Here is an 18,284-nt window from a genome sequence, read left to right on the forward strand (position 1 = left end):
ACGGACGCGACAGCCCTTCTTATACACCCTTGACACCCCTAAAGGTCTAGGCCAAGCTCCGCAGTACTGGTCTAAACCATTAAAGACCAAGTCCCAGCCCCACGAGCAGTACTCGGCGTATGCCTCCGTACGTCTTCGCGGTGGGCGGGGGGTTGCAGCATCCCTGAGGAGGGTGGCGTGAAGCGCAAGCTCATCGCGGCGATCGGCGTCGCGGGCATGATGGTCAGCATTGCCGCGTGTGGCTCCGAGAGCGACAAGGGCGGGGACAAGGCCGGAGCGGACGTCAAGGAGCTCACCGTCTGGTTGACGGTCGACGCCCAGAACAACTGGCCCGAGCTCGTCAAGGCGGCCGACGACGCGGTCGTCAAGAAGCACCCCGGCATCAAGATCAAGCACGAGTACTACGGCTGGCCGGACAAGAACGCCAAGCTCGACGCCGTGCTCGCCACGGACAAGGCGCCCGACGTGGTCGAGATGGGCAACACCGAGATGCTCGGCTACATGGTCAAGGGCGCGTTCGCCGAGGTCGACCCGGCGAAGTTCGAGCAGTCCGACGCCTGGCTGGACGGCCTCAAGGAGTCCGTCACGTACGACGGAAAGTCCTACGGCGTCCCCTACTACGCCGGTGGCCGCGTGGGCAACTGGCGCAAGGACGTCGCCGCCGAGGCCGGTGTGAAGGCTCCGCCGAAGACCTACGCCGAGCTGACCGCCGCCCTCGACAAGATCCAGGCGAAGAAGGGCAACAAGTTCAGCGCCTGGTACCAGCCTTCGCCGGACTGGTACGCCGCGATGTCCTTCGTCTACGACGCGGGCGGCGCCATCGCGAAGAAGGACGGCGACCAGTGGAAGGCCAGCCTCTCCTCGCCCGAGTCCATCAAGGGCCTCAACGAGTACAAGAACGTGCTCGACAAGTACATGAAGGCCGACAAGACCAAGGACGAGTCGGACCGTTACATCGTGTACGGCCAGGGCAACGCCGGCATGATCTTCGGCGCGGCGTGGGAAGGCGCCACCTCCGAGGCCCCGGAGAACGACAAGACCGGCAAGCTCAAGGGCAACCTCGAGAACTTCGTGATGCCCGCTCCGTCCGGCAAGAACCTGCCCGTCTTCCTCGGCGGCTCGGACCTGGCCATCCCGGTCAAGTCCAAGGCGCAGGGCGTCGCCGCCGAGTGGATCAACGCCTTCACCGGCGCCCAGGGCCAGAAGGGTCTGATCGGCAAGGGCAACCTGCCGAACAACAAGACCGACCTGGCCACCCTGAAGGCCGACCCGAAGACGGTCGTCCCGGCCACCGCCGCCGAGTCCAACTGGTTCGTCCCGATGGCGCCGGGCTGGGGCCAGGTCGAGAAGGCCCAGACCCTCAAGACGATGCTCCGGGAGATCGGCACCGGCAAGAAGACGGTCGAGGAGGCCGCGAAGGCGGCGGACGCCGCGATCGACAAGGTCATCAACACCAAGTGACCTTCCGGCAGGGCTCCGTCGGTCGCCGACGGAGCCCTGCTCCCGTACGAGGAGAGGGACCGCTGAGGAGCGCCCGATGAGTGCCGCAGACACAACCACTGCCAAGGTGCCGCCGACGCGGCCATCGTCAACCAAGGGCGCCGGGACCGGGGCCGGATCCGGATCCGGGGGAGCCGGAAGGCCGGGGAAGCGGCGCGCGGGCGGCGGGGCCGGGCTGCCCTGGGCGCTCCTCGCGCCCTGTCTGATCGTCCTGCTGCTGGTCCTCGGCTATCCGCTGGTCCGGCTGGTCGCCCTCTCCTTCCAGAAGTTCGGACAGGCGCAGCTGTGGGGCTTCCAGGAGCCCGAGTCGGTCGGCCTCGACAACTTCACCAAGATCCTGGGCGACGGCGAGTTCTGGTCCGTCGTCGTGCGCACGGTGGTCTTCGCCGGCGGCGCGGTCGTCCTCACGATGGTCCTCGGCATGCTGATCGCGCTGCTGCTGCAGCGCGTCTCGGGCTGGGTGAAGACGCTCATCAACATCGCGCTCGTGGCGAGCTGGGGCATGCCCATCATCGTCGCCACCGCGATCTTCAAGTGGCTCTTCGACACCGACTACGGCGTCCTCAACTGGGTGCTCAGCCAGGTGCCCGGGGTCGACATGATCGGGCACAACTGGTTCGCCAGCGGCCCGCAGGGCCTCGCCGTCATCATGCTGCTGGTCGTCTGGGGCGCCGTGCCCTTCGTCGTCATCACGCTGAGCGCAGGACTCACCCAGGTGCCCAAGGAGCTCGAAGAGGCCGCCCGCCTCGACGGCGCCGGCGCGTGGGGCGTCTTCCGGTACGTCACGCTGCCGATCCTCAAGCCCATCATCGTGATGCTCACGACGCTCTCGGTGATCTGGGACATGGGTGTCTTCCCGCAGGTCTTCGTGATGCGCAACGGCCACCCGGAGGCCGAGTTCCAGCTGCTGACCACGTACTCCTACGACAAGGCCTTCGTCGTCAACGACTACGGCGGCGGCTCGGCGATCGCCCTCGTCACCGTGCTCCTGCTGCTCGGCGTCGTCGCGGTCTACATGCGCCAGATGCTCAAGATCGGAGAAGTCGAGTGAGCGCTGTGACTCAAGGCGCCGTACGCCGCCCCACGAAGCCCCGCAGGAGCAAGCTCGGCTGGAACCTGCTCGGCCTGCTGGTCTTCGTCTCCGCGGGCTTCCCGGTCTACTGGATGCTCAACACGGCCTTCAAGCCGGCCAAGGACGCCATCGACCCGAACCCGCACTTCTTCCCCAGGACGTTCACCCTGGCGAACTTCTCGCGGGCCCTCGACATCGCCGACTTCTGGGGCCCCGTCGGGCGCAGCCTCATCGTGTCGCTCGTCGTGGTCGCCATCGGCATCGTCGTCGGCATGCTCGCGGCGCTCGCCATCTCGCGCTTCGCCTTCCGCGGGCGCAAGATCGTGATCGTGGGCATCCTGGCCGTCCAGATGGTCCCGCTGGTCGCCATGATCATCCCGGTCTTCCTGCTGCTCAACGACCTCGGTCAGTACGACAGGCTCACCGGCCTGATCATCACGTACCTCACCTTCATCCTCCCCTTCACGGTGTGGACGCTGCGCGGGTTCATCGTCAACATTCCGCGGGAGCTGGAGGAGGCGGCCATGGTCGACGGCTGCACCCGCACCGGCGCCTTCGTGCGCGTGGTGTTCCCGCTGCTCGCGCCGGGCATGGTGGCGACGTCCGTGTACGGATTCATCCAGGCGTGGAACGAGTACCTGTACGCGCTGATGCTGATGAGCCAGCAGAACCAGACGGCCACCGTCTGGCTCGGCAACTTCACCACCAAGCACGGCACCGAATACGCCCCGATGATGGCCGGCGCCACCATGATGGCCGTCCCCATCGTGATCCTCTTCCTCCTCGTCCAGCGCAAGATGGCCGCAGGTCTGACGGCCGGCGCAGTGAAGGGATGACGCCGCCTCATGACGACGCTCGCACACGGCACCGACACGCTCACGCGTGACGCACTCGCCGTCCTCCAGCCCGGCTTCCTCGGCACCACCGCGCCCGACTGGCTGCTCCGCCGGATCGGCGAAGGGCTCTCGTCCGTGGGCCTGTTCGGCCGCAACATCGCCTCGCCCGAGCAGCTCGCGGCGCTCACCGCGCAGTTGCGGGCCGAGCGGGACGACGTCATCGTCGCCATCGACGAGGAGGGCGGGGACGTCACCCGCCTGGAAGTCCGTACCGGCTCCTCCTTCCCCGGCAACTACGCTCTCGGGTCCGTCGACGACGTCGAGCTGACCCGGGACGTGGCCGCGGAGCTCGGCCGTAGGCTCGCCGCCTGCGGGGTCGATCTGAACTGGGCTCCTTCGGCCGATGTCAACTCAAATCCGAACAATCCCGTCATCGGGGTACGTTCCTTCGGTGCCGATCCCCGGCTGGTCGCCCGGCACACCGCCGCGTACGTCGAGGGCCTGCAGTCCGCGGGAGTGGCTGCATGTACCAAGCACTTCCCGGGGCACGGCGACACCGCCGTCGACTCGCACCACGCCCTGCCCCGCATCGATGTGGACTTGGCCACGTTGCACGCCCGTGAGCTGCTGCCTTTCCACGCAGCCATCGCAGCGGGTTCCAAGTCGGTCATGAGCGCGCATATCCTGCTGCCTGCGCTCGACCCGAACCGCCCGGCGACCCTGAGCCCGCAGATCCTCACCGGTCTGCTGCGCCAGGAGCTGGGCTTCGACGGACTCATCGTCACGGATGGCATGGAGATGCAGGCCATCGCCGCGACGTACGGAATCGAGCGCGGCAGTGTCCTCGCGATCGCCGCCGGTGCCGACGCGATCTGTGTCGGTGGCGGCCTGGCCGACGAGGACACCGTGCTGCGGCTGCGCGATGCGCTGGTCACCGCGGTACGCAAGGGCGAGCTGCCCGAGGAACGACTGGCCGACGCGGCCGCGCGCGTGCGCGCGCTAGCGGACTGGACCAGGGGGGCCAGGGGGGCGGCATCGGAGCCGGGCGCGGCTTCACAGGAGGGGACCGCGCCCGGCACCGGCACCGGTACCGGCATCAGTGCCGACATCGGTCTGGTGGCGGCGCGACGGGCCGTGCGCGTCACGGCGGGGGAGGAGCCCTTCGAGCCCCTGACCTCCGCGCCGTACGTCGCCGCGTTCACCGCTGTCGCCAATATCGCCGTCGGGGACGAGACCCCCTGGGGCGTCGCGGCGGAACTGGCCCGGCTGCTCCCGGGCACGGAGACGGGGACGTACTCGGACGCGGCGGTCGATGACATCCTCCTGGCCGCGGGAGACCGCCGGATCGTCGCGGTCGTCCGCGACGTCCACCGGCACGCATGGATGGCCCGGTCCCTGGATGCCCTCCTGGCGGCCCGCCCGGACACGATCGTGGTCGAGATGGGCCTCGATGAGGCCCCGCCGCGCGGCGCGCTCCACGTCGCCACCCTGGGCGCGGCCCGAGTCTGCGGCATCGCGGCCGCGGAGGCCCTCACGGGCGTGTGACCAAGCACGACGGCCCCGGTCCCGCACCGCGGAACCGGGGCCGTCGCGTCCGGCGGGTTGTGGGCAGTCGTTCCGCGATGGGCCCCCAGGGTGAAGTCCTGGGGAGAGGAACGGGTGGGCCAACCCACCCACCGGCCCGCCCGCACCCGGGCGACAAGCTCGGATCCGGACTGCAGCTGCCGGCCACCCTGTCGGGACGGCCGGTGGCCCCGGGTGTCCGTCCTCGAACGCCGGACGGGCTGGAAATGGGCGATCCGCACCGGTGCAAAGTCCGAGGCCCGGGCCGCCCCGAGTGGGGGCCCGGGCCTCGCCGTCCGGCCTGGCAGGGGCTACAGCCCCTGCCAGGCCGGCTTCGCCGCGTACGTCGCGCGGAAGTAGTCCGCAAGCTTCAGCTTCGAGGCGGCAGCCTCATCCACGACGACGGTCGCGTGCGGGTGCAGCTGGAGCGCCGAGGCCGGCACGACCGCGGCCACCGGCCCCTCCACGCTCGCCGCGACCGCGTCCGCCTTCCCCTCGCCCGTGGCCAGCAGCACCAGGTGCCGCGCCTCCAGAATCGTCCCGATCCCCTGCGTGATCACGTGATGAGGCACCTGCTCGATGTCGCCTTCGAAGAAGCGCGCGTTGTCCACCCGCGTCTGCTCCGTCAGCGTCTTGATCCGCGTACGGGACGCGAGCGACGAGCACGGCTCGTTGAACCCGATGTGCCCGTCGGTCCCGATCCCCAGCAGCTGCAGGTCCACCCCGCCCGCCTCCGCCAGTGCGGCGTCGTACGCCTCGCACGCGCCCTGCACGTCGTCCGCCGACCCGTCCGGGCCCAGGAACGCCTCCGCGTCGAGCCCGAGCGGCTCGACGACCTCGCGCAGGACGACCGAGCGGTACGACTCGGGGTGCCCGGCCGGCAGGCCCACGTACTCGTCGAGCTGGGCGATCCGCGCGCGCGACGCGTCCACCTCGCCCGACCGTACCTTCGCGGCCAGTGCCTCGTAGACCGGCAGCGGGGTCGACCCGGTGGCCACCCCGAGCAGTGCGTCGGGCTTGCGGCGGAGCAGATCCGCGATGCCCTGGGCGATGAGCTCTCCGCCAGCCTTGGCGTCCGGAACGATGACAACTTCCACGCTGGGCCTGCCGATCGGTCGACGATATGTGGTATAGACCAATCTAGCAGAATGGGGCGGCGCCCCGGTGCATTCCGGCTGGCGGGGGTGCGGTTCCCCGTGGTCGACTGAGCCGGACGGCGACGCCGGCCATCACACGTTCTGGGAGGCACTCAGCATGTCCGCCACGACGTCCGCCGAACACAGCGAACAGCCGGGACGGATCATGTCCGGCGAGATGGCGGAGCAGCCCGCGGTGCTGCGCCGGATCCTCGACCAGGGGGCGCCGCGGATCCGCGAGGTCGCCGCCGCGATCGCCGAACGCAAGCCCCGGTTCGTCCTCCTCACCGCACGCGGCACGTCCGACAACGCCGCCCTCTACGCGAAGTACCTGCTGGAGATCCAGCTCGGGCTGCCCTGCGGGCTCACGTCCATGTCGACGACGACGGCGTACGGCGCGAAGCCCAACCTCACGGACGTCCTCGTCATCACCGTCAGCCAGTCCGGCGGCTCGCCCGACCTGGTGGCCTCCACGCAGGCCGCCCGGAACGCCGGTGCGGTCACCCTCGCGGTGACGAACAACCCGGACTCGCCGCTCGCCGCGGTCTCCGAGTTCCACATCGACATCCTGGCCGGTCCGGAGAAGGCCCTCCCCGCCACCAAGACGTACACCGCGTCCCTGCTCTCCCTGTACCTCTTCGTCGAGGGCCTGCGGGGCGGGGACGCCTCTGCGGCGCAGGTCCTGCCGGGACTCGCCGAACAGATCCTGGCCCGCAAGGACGAAGTCAGGTCCCTGGCCTCGCGCTACCGCTTCGCCGAGCGCATGGTCATCACATCCAGGGGCTACGGCTACCCGACCGCCAAGGAGGCGGCCCTCAAGCTGATGGAGACGAGTTACATACCCGCTCTCTCCTACTCCGGGGCCGATCTGCTCCACGGCCCGCTGGCCATGGTCGACAACATCTCCCCGGTGATCGCGGTCGTCACGGACGGTCGCGGCGGCGAGGCCCTCCAGCCGGTCCTCGACCGCCTCCGCGGCCGCGGGGCCGACCTCGTCGTCGTGGGCCCCGAGCGCCAGGTCGACGCCGCGTCCGCGGGCTTCGTCCTGCCCACGGAGGGGGTGGCGGAGGAGGTCCAGCCCATCCTGGAGATCCTGCCCCTCCAGCTGCTGGCGTACGAGGTCACCATCGCCCGTGGTCAGGACCCGGACGCGCCGCGCGCTCTCGCCAAGGTCACCGAGACCCACTGACCCCCGGAAAGACCCCGGAAAAACCCGCGGGCCGCGGCGCCGGGACGGGACCCTCAACCCGTCCGGCACCGCAGCCCGGAGTTGCTCGGCCGGCGGGTGTGCGGCCCGCGCGGCCGTTGGAGGCAGCGGCGCAGTCAGGGCAGAGAGCGCCGGGTACCTCGGTCCACCCTCCTGTGCGGGGAGGGCGGAAGTTCGTTTGAAATCATTGTGGACTAGACCATTCTTGTCTGTCCATCCATACGTTCGGACCGATTCCGGGTCCATCCTCCACCACGGAGCCCCGTCCCGTCAGGTTCATACCGAAGGTACGCTCGCAGCGTGCCCTCCATGAACGACCTCGTACGCCAGCACACCGCTCTGAGTGAGTCCGACCTCGAGTGGCTCCATCTGCTGGTCTCGGAGTGGCAGCTGCTCTCCGACCTCTCCTTCGCCGACCTCGTCCTCTGGGTCCCCACCCTCGACGGCACGCGCTATGTCTCCGTCGCCCAGATGCGGCCGAACACCGGCCCCACCTCCTATCAGGACGACATGGTCGGCCATTTGGTTCCCCGCGGCCGCCGCCCGCTGCTCGACGCCGCACTGGACGAGGGCAGGATCGTGCGCGAGGGCGACCCGGAGTGGCGCGAGGAGGTGCCGGTGCGGGTCGAGTCGATCCCCGTACGCCGCGAGGGCCGCGTCCTCGGCGTCATCGCCCGCAACACCAACCTGCTGACCGTCCGCACCCCGAGCCGGCTGGAGCTGACGTACCTCCAGTCCGCATCGGACCTCGCGCAGATGATCGCCGCCGGCTCCTTCCCCTTCCCCGGCCAGCAGGTCGACATGGACGCTTCCCCGCGCGCCGGGGACGGACTGATCCGCCTCGACGCCGACGGGATCGTCCAGTACGCGTCCCCGAACGCCCTCTCCGCGTACCACCGTCTCGGTCTCGCCGCCGACCTCGTCGGACAGCACCTCGGCCAGGTCACCGCCGAACTCGCCCCGTCGCGCGGCCCCGTCGACGAGGCCCTGGTCAAACTCGCCAGCGGATACGCGCCCCGCGAGACCGAGGTCGAGGGCAACGGCGGGGTGATCCAGCTGCGCGCCATCCCGCTGAAGCCGAAGGGCACGCGCATCGGCTCCCTCATCCTGCTCCGCGACGTCACCGAACTCCGCCGCCGCGAGCGCGAGTTGATCACGAAGGACGCCACCATCCGGGAGATCCACCACCGGGTGAAGAACAACCTCCAGACGGTCGCCGCGCTCCTGCGGCTGCAGGCCCGCCGGATGGATTCGGTACGCGGCCGGGAGGCGCTCAACGAGGCCGTCCGCCGCGTCGGCTCCATCGCGATCGTCCACGAGACGCTGTCTCAGAACCTCGACGAGCGCGTCGAGTTCGACGAGATCGCCGACCGGGTCGTCGCGATGGTCGCGGAGATCTCCCCGGGCAAGGTCGTGTGCCGCCGCACCGGACGTTGCGGAATCCTCGACGCCGAGGTCGCGACGCCGCTCTCGATGGTCCTGACCGAGGTCCTGCAGAACGCCCTGGAGCACGCCTTCGCCCCGGGGGAGCACGGCACGGTCGAGGTCGCGGCGGTGCGCGGCGGGCCGCGTGGCCATGAGCGGCTGCTGATCACGGTCCAGGACGACGGCCGTGGCCTGCCCGAGGGCTTCGATCCGCAGCGGGCCGGAAACCTGGGCCTTCAGATCGTCAGGACGCTGGTCGAGGGGGAGTTGGGCGGCACCTTCGACATGGTGCCGGGCCTTGAGCGTGGCACGCGTGTCGTGCTCGACATCCCCGTACAAACCCAGAAATAGCGGCGAGAAGGCGCAAACAGCAGCGAGCCCCGGACCGTTTCGACACGGTCCGGGGCTCGAACGCTGTGAGTTACTGCTGCGCGCTGCGGCTCGGGGGCGGTGAGTGCGTACTCGCCGTACGCGCCGCCGGGCTCAGGCTCGTAACAGGTGGCGTCAGGCGCTGGCGTTGCGCGCCCGGTTGCGAGCGGCGCGGCGCTTCATCGCGCGGCGCTCGTCCTCGCTGAGGCCACCCCAGACGCCGGAGTCCTGGCCGGACTCGAGCGCCCACTGCAGACACTGCTCCATGACGGGGCAGCGGCGGCAGACGGCCTTGGCTTCCTCGATCTGCAGCAGCGCAGGACCGGTGTTGCCGATGGGGAAGAACAGCTCGGGGTCTTCCTCGCGGCAAACGGCGTTGTGACGCCAGTCCATGGCTGCTACCTCTCTTGGTATTACGTGCAGGTTGCTTGTGAATGTGAACGCTTTCACGAATCCCCCCGCAAGGGAAGGGCCAACGCCCAGGCGAACTGGTGCGGTCCGAGTTTGAGGAGGGGTTCTGGCTCTCAGGGATGCCGGTTCTGCGGGCCGTCCCGATCGCCATGTAGAGATTCGCAAACCTCGGCGGCGGATACAACCCCTTCCGGAAAGTTTTTTTTGATTCCTCGGTGTCGACTAGGTCACAGCCGTACTTCCATGGGGTGGACCCGCGCCTAAACGTTCGAGTGGAAGGAGTTTTGCCCCTTCCGCTCACACAATCACACGCAGTGCACGGCGTACGCCTGTGAACGTCACGCTCGTTCGCAGGCCGAGGTGGTCACCATCCATCTGGAACGGCATCGGGGCCTTCGAATGCAAGGTGAAGTCCGTCAGGTCATGAAGAGAGACGGCGTGCTTGCCGTGCGGGCCGCGCTCGGGGGTCGAGGTGAGCAGCTGGGTCGCGTAACGAGCCAGCGCGGGGGCCGAGAGCCGGCTCAGGGCGAAGATGTCCAGGGCGGTGTCGAACGAGGCGTCCGGGGACGCGTACACCGGACGATTCCCCAGGTAGGTCCAGGGGGAGGTGTTGCAGACTATCGACAGCACAAGATCCTTCACCGGCTCCGCGCCGGGGCGCTCCAGCGTGATCGCGCCGCGTCGGCGGCTCGGGTCCTCGAGGAACTGACGGGCCGCCTGGCGCACGTAAAGGGCGTGCGTCGATCTCCTGCCGCGCTCCCGCTGCTGTTCGACCCGGCCGACGACGCCGGCGTCGAAACCGAATCCGGCGCAGAAGGTGAACCAGCGGGACGGGACCGCCTCGTCCTCCGTGCCGGGCGTGCCGGACGCCAGTCCCAGGCCGACCGTCCGTTCGGTGCGCTTGCTCAGCGCGTCCAGGATCGCGCCGGTCGCCTCCACGGCGTCGTTCGGGAGGCCGAGCGCGCGGGCGAAGACATTCGTGGAGCCGCCGGGGACGACCGCGAGGCGGGGGAGGGCGTCGGGGTCCGGGCCCGAGTGCAGCAGGCCGTTCACGACCTCGTTGACGGTGCCGTCGCCGCCGAGGGCGACGACCAGGTCTATCTCGTCGGAATCGGCCGCGCGCCGGGCGAGGTCGCGCGCGTGGCCCCGGTACTCGGTCGTCACGGCCTTCAGCTTCATCTCGCTGGCGAGGGCGTGGATCAGAACGTCACGGGTGCGTGCACTCGTGGTGGTTGCTGCCGGATTGACCACGAGGAGTGCGCGCATGGGCGCCAGCGTACCTACCGGGTGGTACCGGGCCCAGCCCCGGGCCGGAGTGCGGACCTGGGCCGGGGCTACCCTGCTGAGGTGAGCAGTGAGCAGATTCCCGAGCCGCGTCCCGCCCGTCTGACCGCCGCGGCGGCCGTCTGCGGGCTGGAGGCCCTGGCCCTGATCGCCGGCGGCATCTACATGCTGGTGACCGGACTCATGGGCAACCCGGAGAGCACCTCCCAGGCCGAAACGGGCGGCGTGACGCTCATTGCGCTCGGCGTCATCCCGCTGCTGGCGGCCAGGGGCCTGCTCCTGCGCCGCAGCTGGAGCCGCGGCCCGGCGATCATCACCCAGCTCATGGCCCTCCCGGTCGCCTGGACCCTGCTCCGCTCCTCGGGCACGCTCCTGATCCCGGCCGGGATCGCCCTCGCGGTGGTGGCGGTGGCGGGTCTCGTCCTGCTGGTCAACCCGTCGACGACCCAGGCGCTCGGTATCCGCGGGCGCGAGTAGCCCCCGGCAGGGTGGGTTCGTGCCCACCCGTCCCTCCCCCCAGGACTTGGTCCTGGGGGCCCTGTGGGACCAGTGCCACAAACCACCGGGGTCGGCCACCGACGGCGACCGCTCCCCTTACTCCTCCACCAGCAGCTTCTCGCGCAGCTGCGCCAGCGTCCGCGCGAGCAGGCGCGACACGTGCATCTGGGAGATGCCGACCTCCTGCGCGATCTGCGACTGGGTCATGTTCCCGAAGAAACGCAGCAGCAGGATCCGCTTCTCGCGCGGCGGGAGATCCTCCAGCAGCGGCTTCAGCGACTCCCGGTACTCGACGCCCTCCAGCGCCTCGTCCTCTGCGCCCAGCGTGTCCGCGACCGCAGGGGACTCGTCGTCGGTGTCGGGGACGTCCAGCGAGAGCGTCGAATACGCGTTCGCCGACTCGAGGCCCTCCAGGACCTCCTCCTCGGAGATCCCCAGGCGCTCCGCGAGCTCGTGCACGGTCGGCGAGCGGCCGTGCTGCTGGGAGAGCTCCGCGGTCGCCGTCGTCAGCGAGAGCCGCAGCTCCTGGAGCCTCCTCGGCACCCGCACCGCCCAGCCCTTGTCGCGGAAGTGGCGCTTGATCTCGCCGACGACCGTGGGCGTCGCATACGTCGAGAACTCGACACCGCGCTCCGGGTCGAACCGGTCCACCGACTTGATCAGGCCGATCGTGGCGACCTGCGTGAGGTCGTCCAGCGGCTCCCCGCGGTTCCGGAACCGCCGCGCCAGGTGCTCGACCAGCGGCAGATGCATCCGTACCAGCTGATTGCGCAGCTCGGCGCGCTCGGGCGACCCCTCCGGGAGTTTGCGCAGCTCGATGAACATCGACCGCGCCTCGCTCCGGTCACTCGCATCGTGGTGCTGGTGCTGCTCGCTCATATGGGCCGCCCGCTCTGCCTGCGCCTGCTCCGCCGAGGCCGAAAGGCCATCACGTTCATCCACCGCCGGATGCGGCCTGGCCTGCTGCTCCGGGATGCCCGCCGGTGTGTACACCGGCTCCGCCGGAGCCGCACGCCCGCGCTCCTCGTCCCGCACCGGACCGTCCCCGTCCCTCACGCCGGCCCGGGTCCCGCGCCGCGCTGTTTGTACAGGCTGATGGAGACCGTACGGTCCTCGGCGACGGAGGAGTCGACCTTGCCGGCCAGTGCCGAGAGCACCGTCCAGGCGAAGGTGTCGCGCTCCGGCGCGCGCCCGTCGGTCGTCGGAGCCGAGACCGTGACCTCCAGGGAATCGTCGACGAGCCGGAAGACGCAGCTGAGGACGGATCCCGGAACGGCCTGCTGCAGCAGGATCGCGCAGGCCTCGTCGACCGCGATGCGCAGGTCCTCGATCTCGTCGAGGGTGAAGTCCAAGCGCGCCGCGAGTCCGGCCGTGGCCGTACGCAGCACGGACAGGTAGGCACCCGCAGCGGGCAGCCGGACTTCCACGAAGTCCTGAGTCCCGGGCTCGCCTGCGATCTGGGACACCCTCACCTCCAAGGTGGCACAAGGTCGATCGAGGCCCCAGGAGGAAGATCCCGGAGCCGAGTGCTGCGCATCGGTGCGCAGCCCGTACCTGGACTGGCGACGCTATCGCGATCCATGGTGCCGTGTCGCCGGGACCCCTACCCGACGCTGTCACTCATGGTAAGCACATGGGTACGCACAGTGGCTAGAGGTGTGCGAAGCCCAATTGAGAAGAACCGGCGGAGGGTTGACGTACCCAGACGTCAGACGATCGAACCGTCCACGAAGCACCACCGCCAGCTCTCTCCGGGTTCCAGGGTCCGCATCACCGGATGCCCCGTCCCTTCGGAGTGCCGGAAGGCGTGCCGGCTCACCGAAGAGTCGCAACATCCCACGTGCCCGCAGGTCAGGCAGATCCGGAGTTGCACCGGATGAGTCCCGTCCGCCAGACATTCGGGACAAGTATCACTCAGCGGCGCGGGCTCAGGGTGCGGCAGGTCGAGAACATGCGGGCACTCGCTCATGATTGCCAGGTTACGACGCGGCTGACGCAGGTGAGGTCGGTGAGAGATGTACGTGCTGCAAGTGGTGGCGCTGATCGCGGCGAGCGCGGCGATCGCCGGGGCGGCCCGCAGGACGCCGGTCCCGGCGCCGCTGATGCTGGTGGCCGCGGGGCTACTGGCCTCGTACGTACCGGGAGTGCCCCCCTACGCCCTCGACCCGAACATCGTGCTCCCCCTGATCCTGCCCCCGCTGCTGCACACGGCCGCCCTCGACAGCTCGTACCTCGACCTGCGGGCCAACATCCGGCCCGTCGCGTTCCTCTCGGTCGGTTACGTGCTCTTCGCGACCTTCGCCGTCGGCTGGCTCGCGTATCTGCTGGTGCCCGACCTGCCACTGGCAGCCGCGCTCGTGCTCGGCGCCGTCGTGGCCCCGCCGGACGCTGTGGCGGCCACCGCCATCGCCCGCCGCCTCGGCCTGCCGCACCGCATCACCACGATCCTCCAGGGCGAGTCCCTGGTGAACGACGCCACCGCGATCACCGCCTACCGGGTGGCGGTGGCCGCAGCCGTGGGCGAGGGCGTGGGCTGGGCGGGCGGCATCGGGGAGTTCGTCCTGGCGGCGGCGGGCGGTGTCGGCGTCGGGCTCATCCTGATGGTGCCGATCCACTGGCTGCGTACGCACCTGAAGGAAGCCCTGCTGCAGAACACCCTCTCCCTGCTCATCCCCTTCGTCGCCTACGCGGCCGCCGAGCGCGTCCACGCCTCCGGCGTCCTGGCCGTCGTGGTCGTCGCTCTCTTCCTCGGCCACCGCTCCTGGCAGGTCGACTTCGCGACCCGCCTCCAGGAGGCGGCCGTCTGGAAGGTGGTCGCCTTCATTCTGGAGTCGTCGGTCTTCGCGCTCATCGGGCTGCAGCTGTCGTACGTCGTCCAGGGGCTCGGCGCCTACGGGGTGCAGGAGTCCGCGATCTACGCCCTCGGGGTCTTCATCGCTGTCGTCGTGGTGCGCTATGTCTGGGTCTTCCCCGCGACCTTCCTGCCGCGCATGCTGTCGAGCCGGATCAGGGAGCGCGAGCCGGGCGTGACCTGGAAGACCCCCGTGATCGTCGGCTGGGCCGGGATGCGTGGTGTCGTCTCGCTGGCGATCGCCTTCTCCATCCCGCTCACCGTGCAGGGAGGGGGGCCCTTCCCGGCCCGCAATCTGGTGCTGTTCCTGACCTTCACCACCGTGATCGGGACGCTCGTCGTGCAGGGGCTGACCCTGCCGCTGCTGATCCGTGCGCTGAAGCTGCCGCAGCGCGACGAGCAGGCTGCCACCCTGGCCGAGGCACAGGCCCAGAGCGAGGCATCCCGAGCGGCCGAGGAGCGCCTGGACGAGCTCCTCGCGGACGAACACAATGCCCTGCCGGGACCGCTCGCCGACCGGTTGCGCACGGTGATGGAGCGCCGCAGGAACGCCGTCTGGGAGCGACTGGGGACGGTCAATCCCCTCACCGGGGAGTCCGTGGACGACACCTACCGGCGGCTGTCGCGCGAGATCATCGAAGCCGAACGGGAGGTCTTCGTGCGGCTGCGTGACGAGCGGCGGATCGACGACGAGATGATGCGTACGCTGCTGCGGCGGCTGGACCTGGAGGAGGCGGCCGCCTACCGGGAGGGCCCGGGGGACTGAGGGCTCCCCGTGATCACGGCCGCAACGGCCGTTCCGGGCGCGAAGGCGCCCTCATCGGCGAGAGCGACAAGCCCGTACAGCATTTTGGCGACATAGAGACGTTCGACGGGCAGTCCGTGCCGAGCCTCGAAGTCCTCGGCGAAGGCGTCGAGTGCCGGGGTGGTCCGGGCGTAGCCGCCGAAGTGGAACCGCTCGTCCAGCGTCCAGTCGCCGGCCGGGCCGCCGAAGGCGTCCTTCTGCAGGGCCCGTATCTCGTCGTCGAGGAAGCCCCCTTTGAGTACCGGGATGCCGAGCGCCCGCTGCCCCGGTGCGAGCCCGGCGGCCAGGCCGGCGAGCGTCCCGCCCGTCCCGCACGCCACAGCTGCCACGTCGGCCACGCCGCGCAGCTCGCGCCCGAGGTCCGTACAGCCGCGCGCGGCAAGCGCGTTGCTGCCCCCCTCCGGGACGACGTAGCAGTCGCCGTACTCGCTCAGCAGGGCGGCCAGCACGTCCGGGTCGGTCTTGCGGCGGTACGTCGTCCGGTCCACGAAGTGCAGTCGCATGCCGTCCGCGGCGCACCGGGCGAGCGAGGGGTTGAGCGGGAGGCCGGCGAGTTCCTCGCCCCGTACCACCCCTATGGTGCGAAAGCCCAGCAGCCGGCCCGCGGCGGCGGTGGCGCGCAGATGGTTGGAGTACGCCCCACCGAACGTCAGGACCGGACGGCCGGCGGCGGCGAGCAGATTCGGGGCGAGCTTGCGCCATTTGTTGCCGGGGAGATCCGGGTGGATCAGATCGTCGCGCTTGAGCAGCAGCCGGACGCCGTGCCGGGTGAAGCGCTCGTCCTCGACCGGCTCCAAGGGCGAGGGGAGCCGGGGGTGCAGGGCACTGAGGTCGAACGCGTTCACCCGGCCATTGTCACGCGCGCGTCATGCGGGGCGCTCCCCGGCGGCGGCCGCCCGCGTCACTCCGGTCACTGCCCGGCGGCCGTACCGTGTCGTCACATGAGCCGTTCCTCGATACGGGAGCGCATGGATTTCATGGTGAAGCCGCGCGGGTCGACCTTCCCCGGCTGCCACTCCCGATGGCCGATCACCGAACGGGCCGTCCAGCCGTGGCGGCGGCAGACCGCCGCCGCGGCCTTCTCGATGGCCTCCAGCTGGACCGCGGGCCACGGGTCCTCGCCGTCACCGAGGTTCTCGCACTCGAAGCCGTAGAAGTGCCGGTTTCCGTCGGTGTTCGCCTCGTTGTCCGGCGGCAGCCCCCGCTCGGCGACGACGGCGCGCAGGACGTCGTCGTCGCCGAGCCCCGCGTGGTTCGCGCGGCCGTAGCCGACCAGATGGACCTTGCCGTCCTTGGCGATGACACCGTGGCAGAGCGGCCCGGGGAGGGACGCATAGCCGTCACGGCAGATCCGGACGGTGTTCGCGGTGCCCTTGGTGACGGTGTGATGGATCATCACGCCGTGCACCGGCCCCCAGGGGCCCTTGTGATTGCGGTTGTGGTTACGCCAGTCGCCGACCTGGACGACCGTGAGCCCCTCGTCGCGCAGGGCGTCGAGGAAGCTGCTCGCGGACATGGGTGGGGCCATGGCCGCCTCCTTTTCGTTTGGTGCGCTGCTGTGTCGTGTCGTGGGGGAGCGGTGGTGAGCGGAACGAGTCACCCGTACCGCGCTTGCAAGGGGTTACTACCCCAACACCCGTGGCAGGGCGCGCGATACGCGCGGCGTACGAGCCGATCCGGACAGGACCTGGGCGGACGCGGGTGGACCTGGGTGGACCTGGGCCGGACGGGTGGAGAGCGCGTGTCATGCCCCGCCAATGCCCGGCTAGTCCCACTCATTTGTGTAATGGCGTGCCGACTCTCCGTGATGGAAGGCTTTTCGTGCAGGTCAACCCATGATTGCGAGGGAGTCTCATGTCGGTTGGTTCGGTTGGTGACGAGGTGCGCGAGGGCGGCCAGGACCAGGCGGTGCCGCAGCAGAGTCTCGGTACGGCCGCCGCGCGGAACTTGGCGACCACCACCAAGTCGGCGCCGCAGATGCAGGAGATCACCTCCAGGTGGCTGCTGCGGATGCTGCCGTGGGTTCAGGTACAGGGTGGTACGTACCGGGTGAACCGACGGCTCAGCTATTCGGTGGGCGACGGCCGAGTCACCTTCGTCCAGACCGGCAGCCAGGTCGAGGTCATTCCGGCCGAACTCGGCGAGCTGCCGTCGCTGCGAGGGTTCACGGACGATGCCGTGCTGGGCGAACTGGCGCAGCGCTGCAGGCAGGTGAGGTTCGCGCCCGGCGATGTGCTGGCCACCAAGGGCGAGCCGACGGACCGGGTGTTCCTCCTCGCGCACGGCCGCGTGGAACAGATCGGTACCGGTCCGTACGGCGACGAGGCGGTGCTCGGAGTCCTGGCCGACGGGGCCTACTTCGGGGACAGGTCCCTGGTCGACGCGGGCGCCGTATGGGAGTTCACGGCCCGGGCGGACACCGCGTGCGTCGCGCTGGAGCTCACCCGGCAGGACGTCCAGATGCTCGCGGACCGGGCGGACGGGCTCCGCGCCCACCTGACCGCCGTTCTCTCCATCCCCCATCAGCGGACCAACAAATACGGTGAGGCCGCCATCGACCTGTCCGCGGGCCATGTCGGCGAAGCGATCGTTCCGCACACGTACGTGGACTACGAAGCGGCTCCGCGTGAGTACGAGCTGAGCGTCGCCCAGACCGTGCTGAAGGTCCACAGCCGGGTGGCGGACCTCTACAACCAGCCGATGAACCAGACCGAGCAGCAGTTGCGGCTGACGGTCGAGGCGCTGCGCGAGCGCCAGGAGGACGAGCTCATCAACAACCGGGAGTTCGGGCTCCTGGCCAACTGCGACTACGGGCAGCGGCTGCAGCCGCACGACGGTGTGGCCAGCCCGGACGACATGGACGAGCTGCTGTCCCGGCGGCGCGGCTCCAAGCTCTTCCTCGCGCATCCGCGCGCCATCGCCGCTTTCGGGCGCGAGTGCAACAAGCGCGGCCTCGTCCCGGAGAGCGTGGACATCGGCGGGCATCGCATCCCCACCTGGCGCGGAGTGCCGATCTTCCCCTGCAACAAGATCCCGATCTCGGATGCCAGGACCACGTCCATTCTGTGCATGCGTACGGGTGAGGACGACCAGGGCGTCATCGGCCTGCAGCAGAGCGGCATCCCCGACGAGATCGAGCCCAGCCTCTCGGTCCGCTTCATGGGCATCGACGAGCAGGCGATCATCTCGTACCTGGTCACGGCCTACTACTCGGCGGCGATCCTCGTCCCCGACGCGCTCGGTGTGCTGGAGAACGTCGAAGTCGGCCGCTGGCGCTGACCGGCCGGCCGGCTGACGTACCGGCCCTCTGAACCGGCGGGGGCGGCG

17 protein-coding genes are annotated in these 18,284 nt (G+C 69.8%); 9 read left to right on the forward strand and 8 right to left on the reverse strand.

Annotation, left to right across the window (positions count from 1 at the left end):
• Nucleotides 1-177: 177 nt before the first annotated feature.
• The 4 genes from ACWCXB_RS01220 (at nucleotide 178) to ACWCXB_RS01235 (ending at nucleotide 4,953) form a co-directional block, all read left to right on the forward strand.
• Nucleotides 178-1,461: an extracellular solute-binding protein gene (locus tag ACWCXB_RS01220; protein WP_450717682.1), complete on the forward strand. Its 1,284-nt coding sequence runs from the start codon at nucleotides 178-180 to the stop codon at nucleotides 1,459-1,461.
• Nucleotides 1,462-1,537: 76 nt separating this feature from the next.
• Complete coding sequence (locus tag ACWCXB_RS01225; RefSeq protein ID WP_450717684.1) at nucleotides 1,538-2,551, forward strand: carbohydrate ABC transporter permease; 1,014 nt, start codon at nucleotides 1,538-1,540, stop codon at nucleotides 2,549-2,551.
• Nucleotides 2,548-3,408, forward strand: a complete 861-nt coding sequence (locus ACWCXB_RS01230) for a carbohydrate ABC transporter permease (protein WP_450717686.1) — start codon at nucleotides 2,548-2,550, stop codon at nucleotides 3,406-3,408. The genes ACWCXB_RS01225 and ACWCXB_RS01230 overlap by 4 nt, the downstream gene beginning before the upstream one ends.
• 9 nt (nucleotides 3,409-3,417) lie before the next feature.
• A complete protein-coding gene (locus ACWCXB_RS01235) occupies nucleotides 3,418-4,953 on the forward strand; it encodes a glycoside hydrolase family 3 protein (RefSeq protein WP_450717688.1) in 1,536 nt (511 codons plus the stop codon).
• Between the two features lie 329 nt (nucleotides 4,954-5,282).
• On the opposite strand, the gene nagB is transcribed toward ACWCXB_RS01235, so the two are convergent.
• The gene (gene nagB / locus ACWCXB_RS01240; RefSeq protein WP_450717690.1) at nucleotides 5,283-6,068 is read right to left on the reverse strand and encodes a glucosamine-6-phosphate deaminase; all 786 of its coding nucleotides are present in this window, start codon (nucleotides 6,066-6,068) and stop codon (nucleotides 5,283-5,285) included.
• A gap of 157 nt (nucleotides 6,069-6,225) precedes the next feature.
• Here nagB and ACWCXB_RS01245 point away from each other — a divergent pair, with 157 nt between their 5' ends.
• Nucleotides 6,226-7,296 (forward strand): SIS domain-containing protein, encoded by a 1,071-nt coding sequence (locus ACWCXB_RS01245; protein ID WP_450717692.1) that lies wholly within the window; start codon nucleotides 6,226-6,228, stop codon nucleotides 7,294-7,296.
• 327 nt (nucleotides 7,297-7,623) lie between these two features.
• Nucleotides 7,624-9,090 (forward strand): sensor histidine kinase, encoded by a 1,467-nt coding sequence (locus tag ACWCXB_RS01250; protein ID WP_450718184.1) that lies wholly within the window; start codon nucleotides 7,624-7,626, stop codon nucleotides 9,088-9,090.
• Between the two features lie 153 nt (nucleotides 9,091-9,243).
• On the opposite strand, the gene ACWCXB_RS01255 is transcribed toward ACWCXB_RS01250, so the two are convergent.
• The gene (locus ACWCXB_RS01255) at nucleotides 9,244-9,501 is read right to left on the reverse strand and encodes a WhiB family transcriptional regulator (protein WP_003953983.1); all 258 of its coding nucleotides are present in this window, start codon (nucleotides 9,499-9,501) and stop codon (nucleotides 9,244-9,246) included.
• A gap of 315 nt (nucleotides 9,502-9,816) precedes the next feature.
• The gene (locus tag ACWCXB_RS01260; RefSeq protein ID WP_450717694.1) at nucleotides 9,817-10,785 is read right to left on the reverse strand and encodes a diacylglycerol/lipid kinase family protein; all 969 of its coding nucleotides are present in this window, start codon (nucleotides 10,783-10,785) and stop codon (nucleotides 9,817-9,819) included.
• An 81-nt stretch (nucleotides 10,786-10,866) separates the two neighbouring features.
• Between ACWCXB_RS01260 and ACWCXB_RS01265 the strand changes: the two genes are divergently transcribed.
• The gene (locus ACWCXB_RS01265; RefSeq protein WP_450717696.1) at nucleotides 10,867-11,280 is read left to right on the forward strand and encodes a hypothetical protein; all 414 of its coding nucleotides are present in this window, start codon (nucleotides 10,867-10,869) and stop codon (nucleotides 11,278-11,280) included.
• A gap of 117 nt (nucleotides 11,281-11,397) precedes the next feature.
• Here the strand turns inward: ACWCXB_RS01265 and ACWCXB_RS01270 are convergent, their stop codons facing one another.
• From ACWCXB_RS01270 to ACWCXB_RS01280, 3 genes are all read right to left on the reverse strand, one after another.
• Nucleotides 11,398-12,357 carry an RNA polymerase sigma factor SigF gene (locus tag ACWCXB_RS01270; RefSeq protein ID WP_450717698.1) on the reverse strand — a complete coding sequence of 320 codons (960 nt, stop codon included), beginning with the start codon at nucleotides 12,355-12,357 and terminating at the stop codon, nucleotides 11,398-11,400.
• Entirely contained in the window at nucleotides 12,354-12,767 is a 414-nt protein-coding gene (locus ACWCXB_RS01275) for an ATP-binding protein (RefSeq protein WP_138053254.1), read from the reverse strand. The genes ACWCXB_RS01270 and ACWCXB_RS01275 overlap by 4 nt, the downstream gene beginning before the upstream one ends.
• 242 nt (nucleotides 12,768-13,009) lie before the next feature.
• Entirely contained in the window at nucleotides 13,010-13,270 is a 261-nt protein-coding gene (locus ACWCXB_RS01280) for a UBP-type zinc finger domain-containing protein (protein ID WP_450717700.1), read from the reverse strand.
• A 46-nt stretch (nucleotides 13,271-13,316) separates the two neighbouring features.
• Between ACWCXB_RS01280 and ACWCXB_RS01285 the strand changes: the two genes are divergently transcribed.
• Nucleotides 13,317-14,918 (forward strand): Na+/H+ antiporter, encoded by a 1,602-nt coding sequence (locus ACWCXB_RS01285; protein ID WP_450717702.1) that lies wholly within the window; start codon nucleotides 13,317-13,319, stop codon nucleotides 14,916-14,918.
• On the opposite strand, the gene ACWCXB_RS01290 is transcribed toward ACWCXB_RS01285, so the two are convergent.
• Nucleotides 14,894-15,802: a 1-aminocyclopropane-1-carboxylate deaminase/D-cysteine desulfhydrase gene (locus ACWCXB_RS01290; RefSeq protein ID WP_450717704.1), complete on the reverse strand. Its 909-nt coding sequence runs from the start codon at nucleotides 15,800-15,802 to the stop codon at nucleotides 14,894-14,896. The two genes, ACWCXB_RS01285 and ACWCXB_RS01290, sit on opposite strands and share 25 nt — an antisense overlap.
• 92 nt (nucleotides 15,803-15,894) lie before the next feature.
• Entirely contained in the window at nucleotides 15,895-16,485 is a 591-nt protein-coding gene (locus ACWCXB_RS01295; protein WP_450717706.1) for an N-acetylmuramoyl-L-alanine amidase, read from the reverse strand.
• Between the two features lie 326 nt (nucleotides 16,486-16,811).
• Here ACWCXB_RS01295 and ACWCXB_RS01300 point away from each other — a divergent pair, with 326 nt between their 5' ends.
• Nucleotides 16,812-18,236, forward strand: a complete 1,425-nt coding sequence (locus tag ACWCXB_RS01300) for a family 2B encapsulin nanocompartment shell protein (protein WP_450717708.1) — start codon at nucleotides 16,812-16,814, stop codon at nucleotides 18,234-18,236.
• Nucleotides 18,237-18,284 lie beyond the last annotated feature (48 nt).

The organism is Streptomyces sp. NPDC001514, assembly GCF_053597075.1.

Coding starts and splice junctions, on each gene's coding strand:
- ACWCXB_RS01250 (WP_450718184.1), top strand. CDS start 7,624: ATGAACGACCTCGTACGCCAGCACACCGCTCTGAGTGAGTCCGACCTC.
- ACWCXB_RS01300 (WP_450717708.1), top strand. CDS start 16,812: ATGTCGGTTGGTTCGGTTGGTGACGAGGTGCGCGAGGGCGGCCAGGAC.
- ACWCXB_RS01245 (WP_450717692.1), top strand. CDS start 6,226: ATGTCCGCCACGACGTCCGCCGAACACAGCGAACAGCCGGGACGGATC.
- ACWCXB_RS01280 (WP_450717700.1), bottom strand. CDS start 13,270: ATGAGCGAGTGCCCGCATGTTCTCGACCTGCCGCACCCTGAGCCCGCG.
- ACWCXB_RS01235 (WP_450717688.1), top strand. CDS start 3,418: ATGACGACGCTCGCACACGGCACCGACACGCTCACGCGTGACGCACTC.
- ACWCXB_RS01260 (WP_450717694.1), bottom strand. CDS start 10,785: ATGCGCGCACTCCTCGTGGTCAATCCGGCAGCAACCACCACGAGTGCA.
- ACWCXB_RS01255 (WP_003953983.1), bottom strand. CDS start 9,501: ATGGACTGGCGTCACAACGCCGTTTGCCGCGAGGAAGACCCCGAGCTG.
- ACWCXB_RS01285 (WP_450717702.1), top strand. CDS start 13,317: ATGTACGTGCTGCAAGTGGTGGCGCTGATCGCGGCGAGCGCGGCGATC.
- ACWCXB_RS01225 (WP_450717684.1), top strand. CDS start 1,538: ATGAGTGCCGCAGACACAACCACTGCCAAGGTGCCGCCGACGCGGCCA.
- ACWCXB_RS01295 (WP_450717706.1), bottom strand. CDS start 16,485: ATGGCCCCACCCATGTCCGCGAGCAGCTTCCTCGACGCCCTGCGCGAC.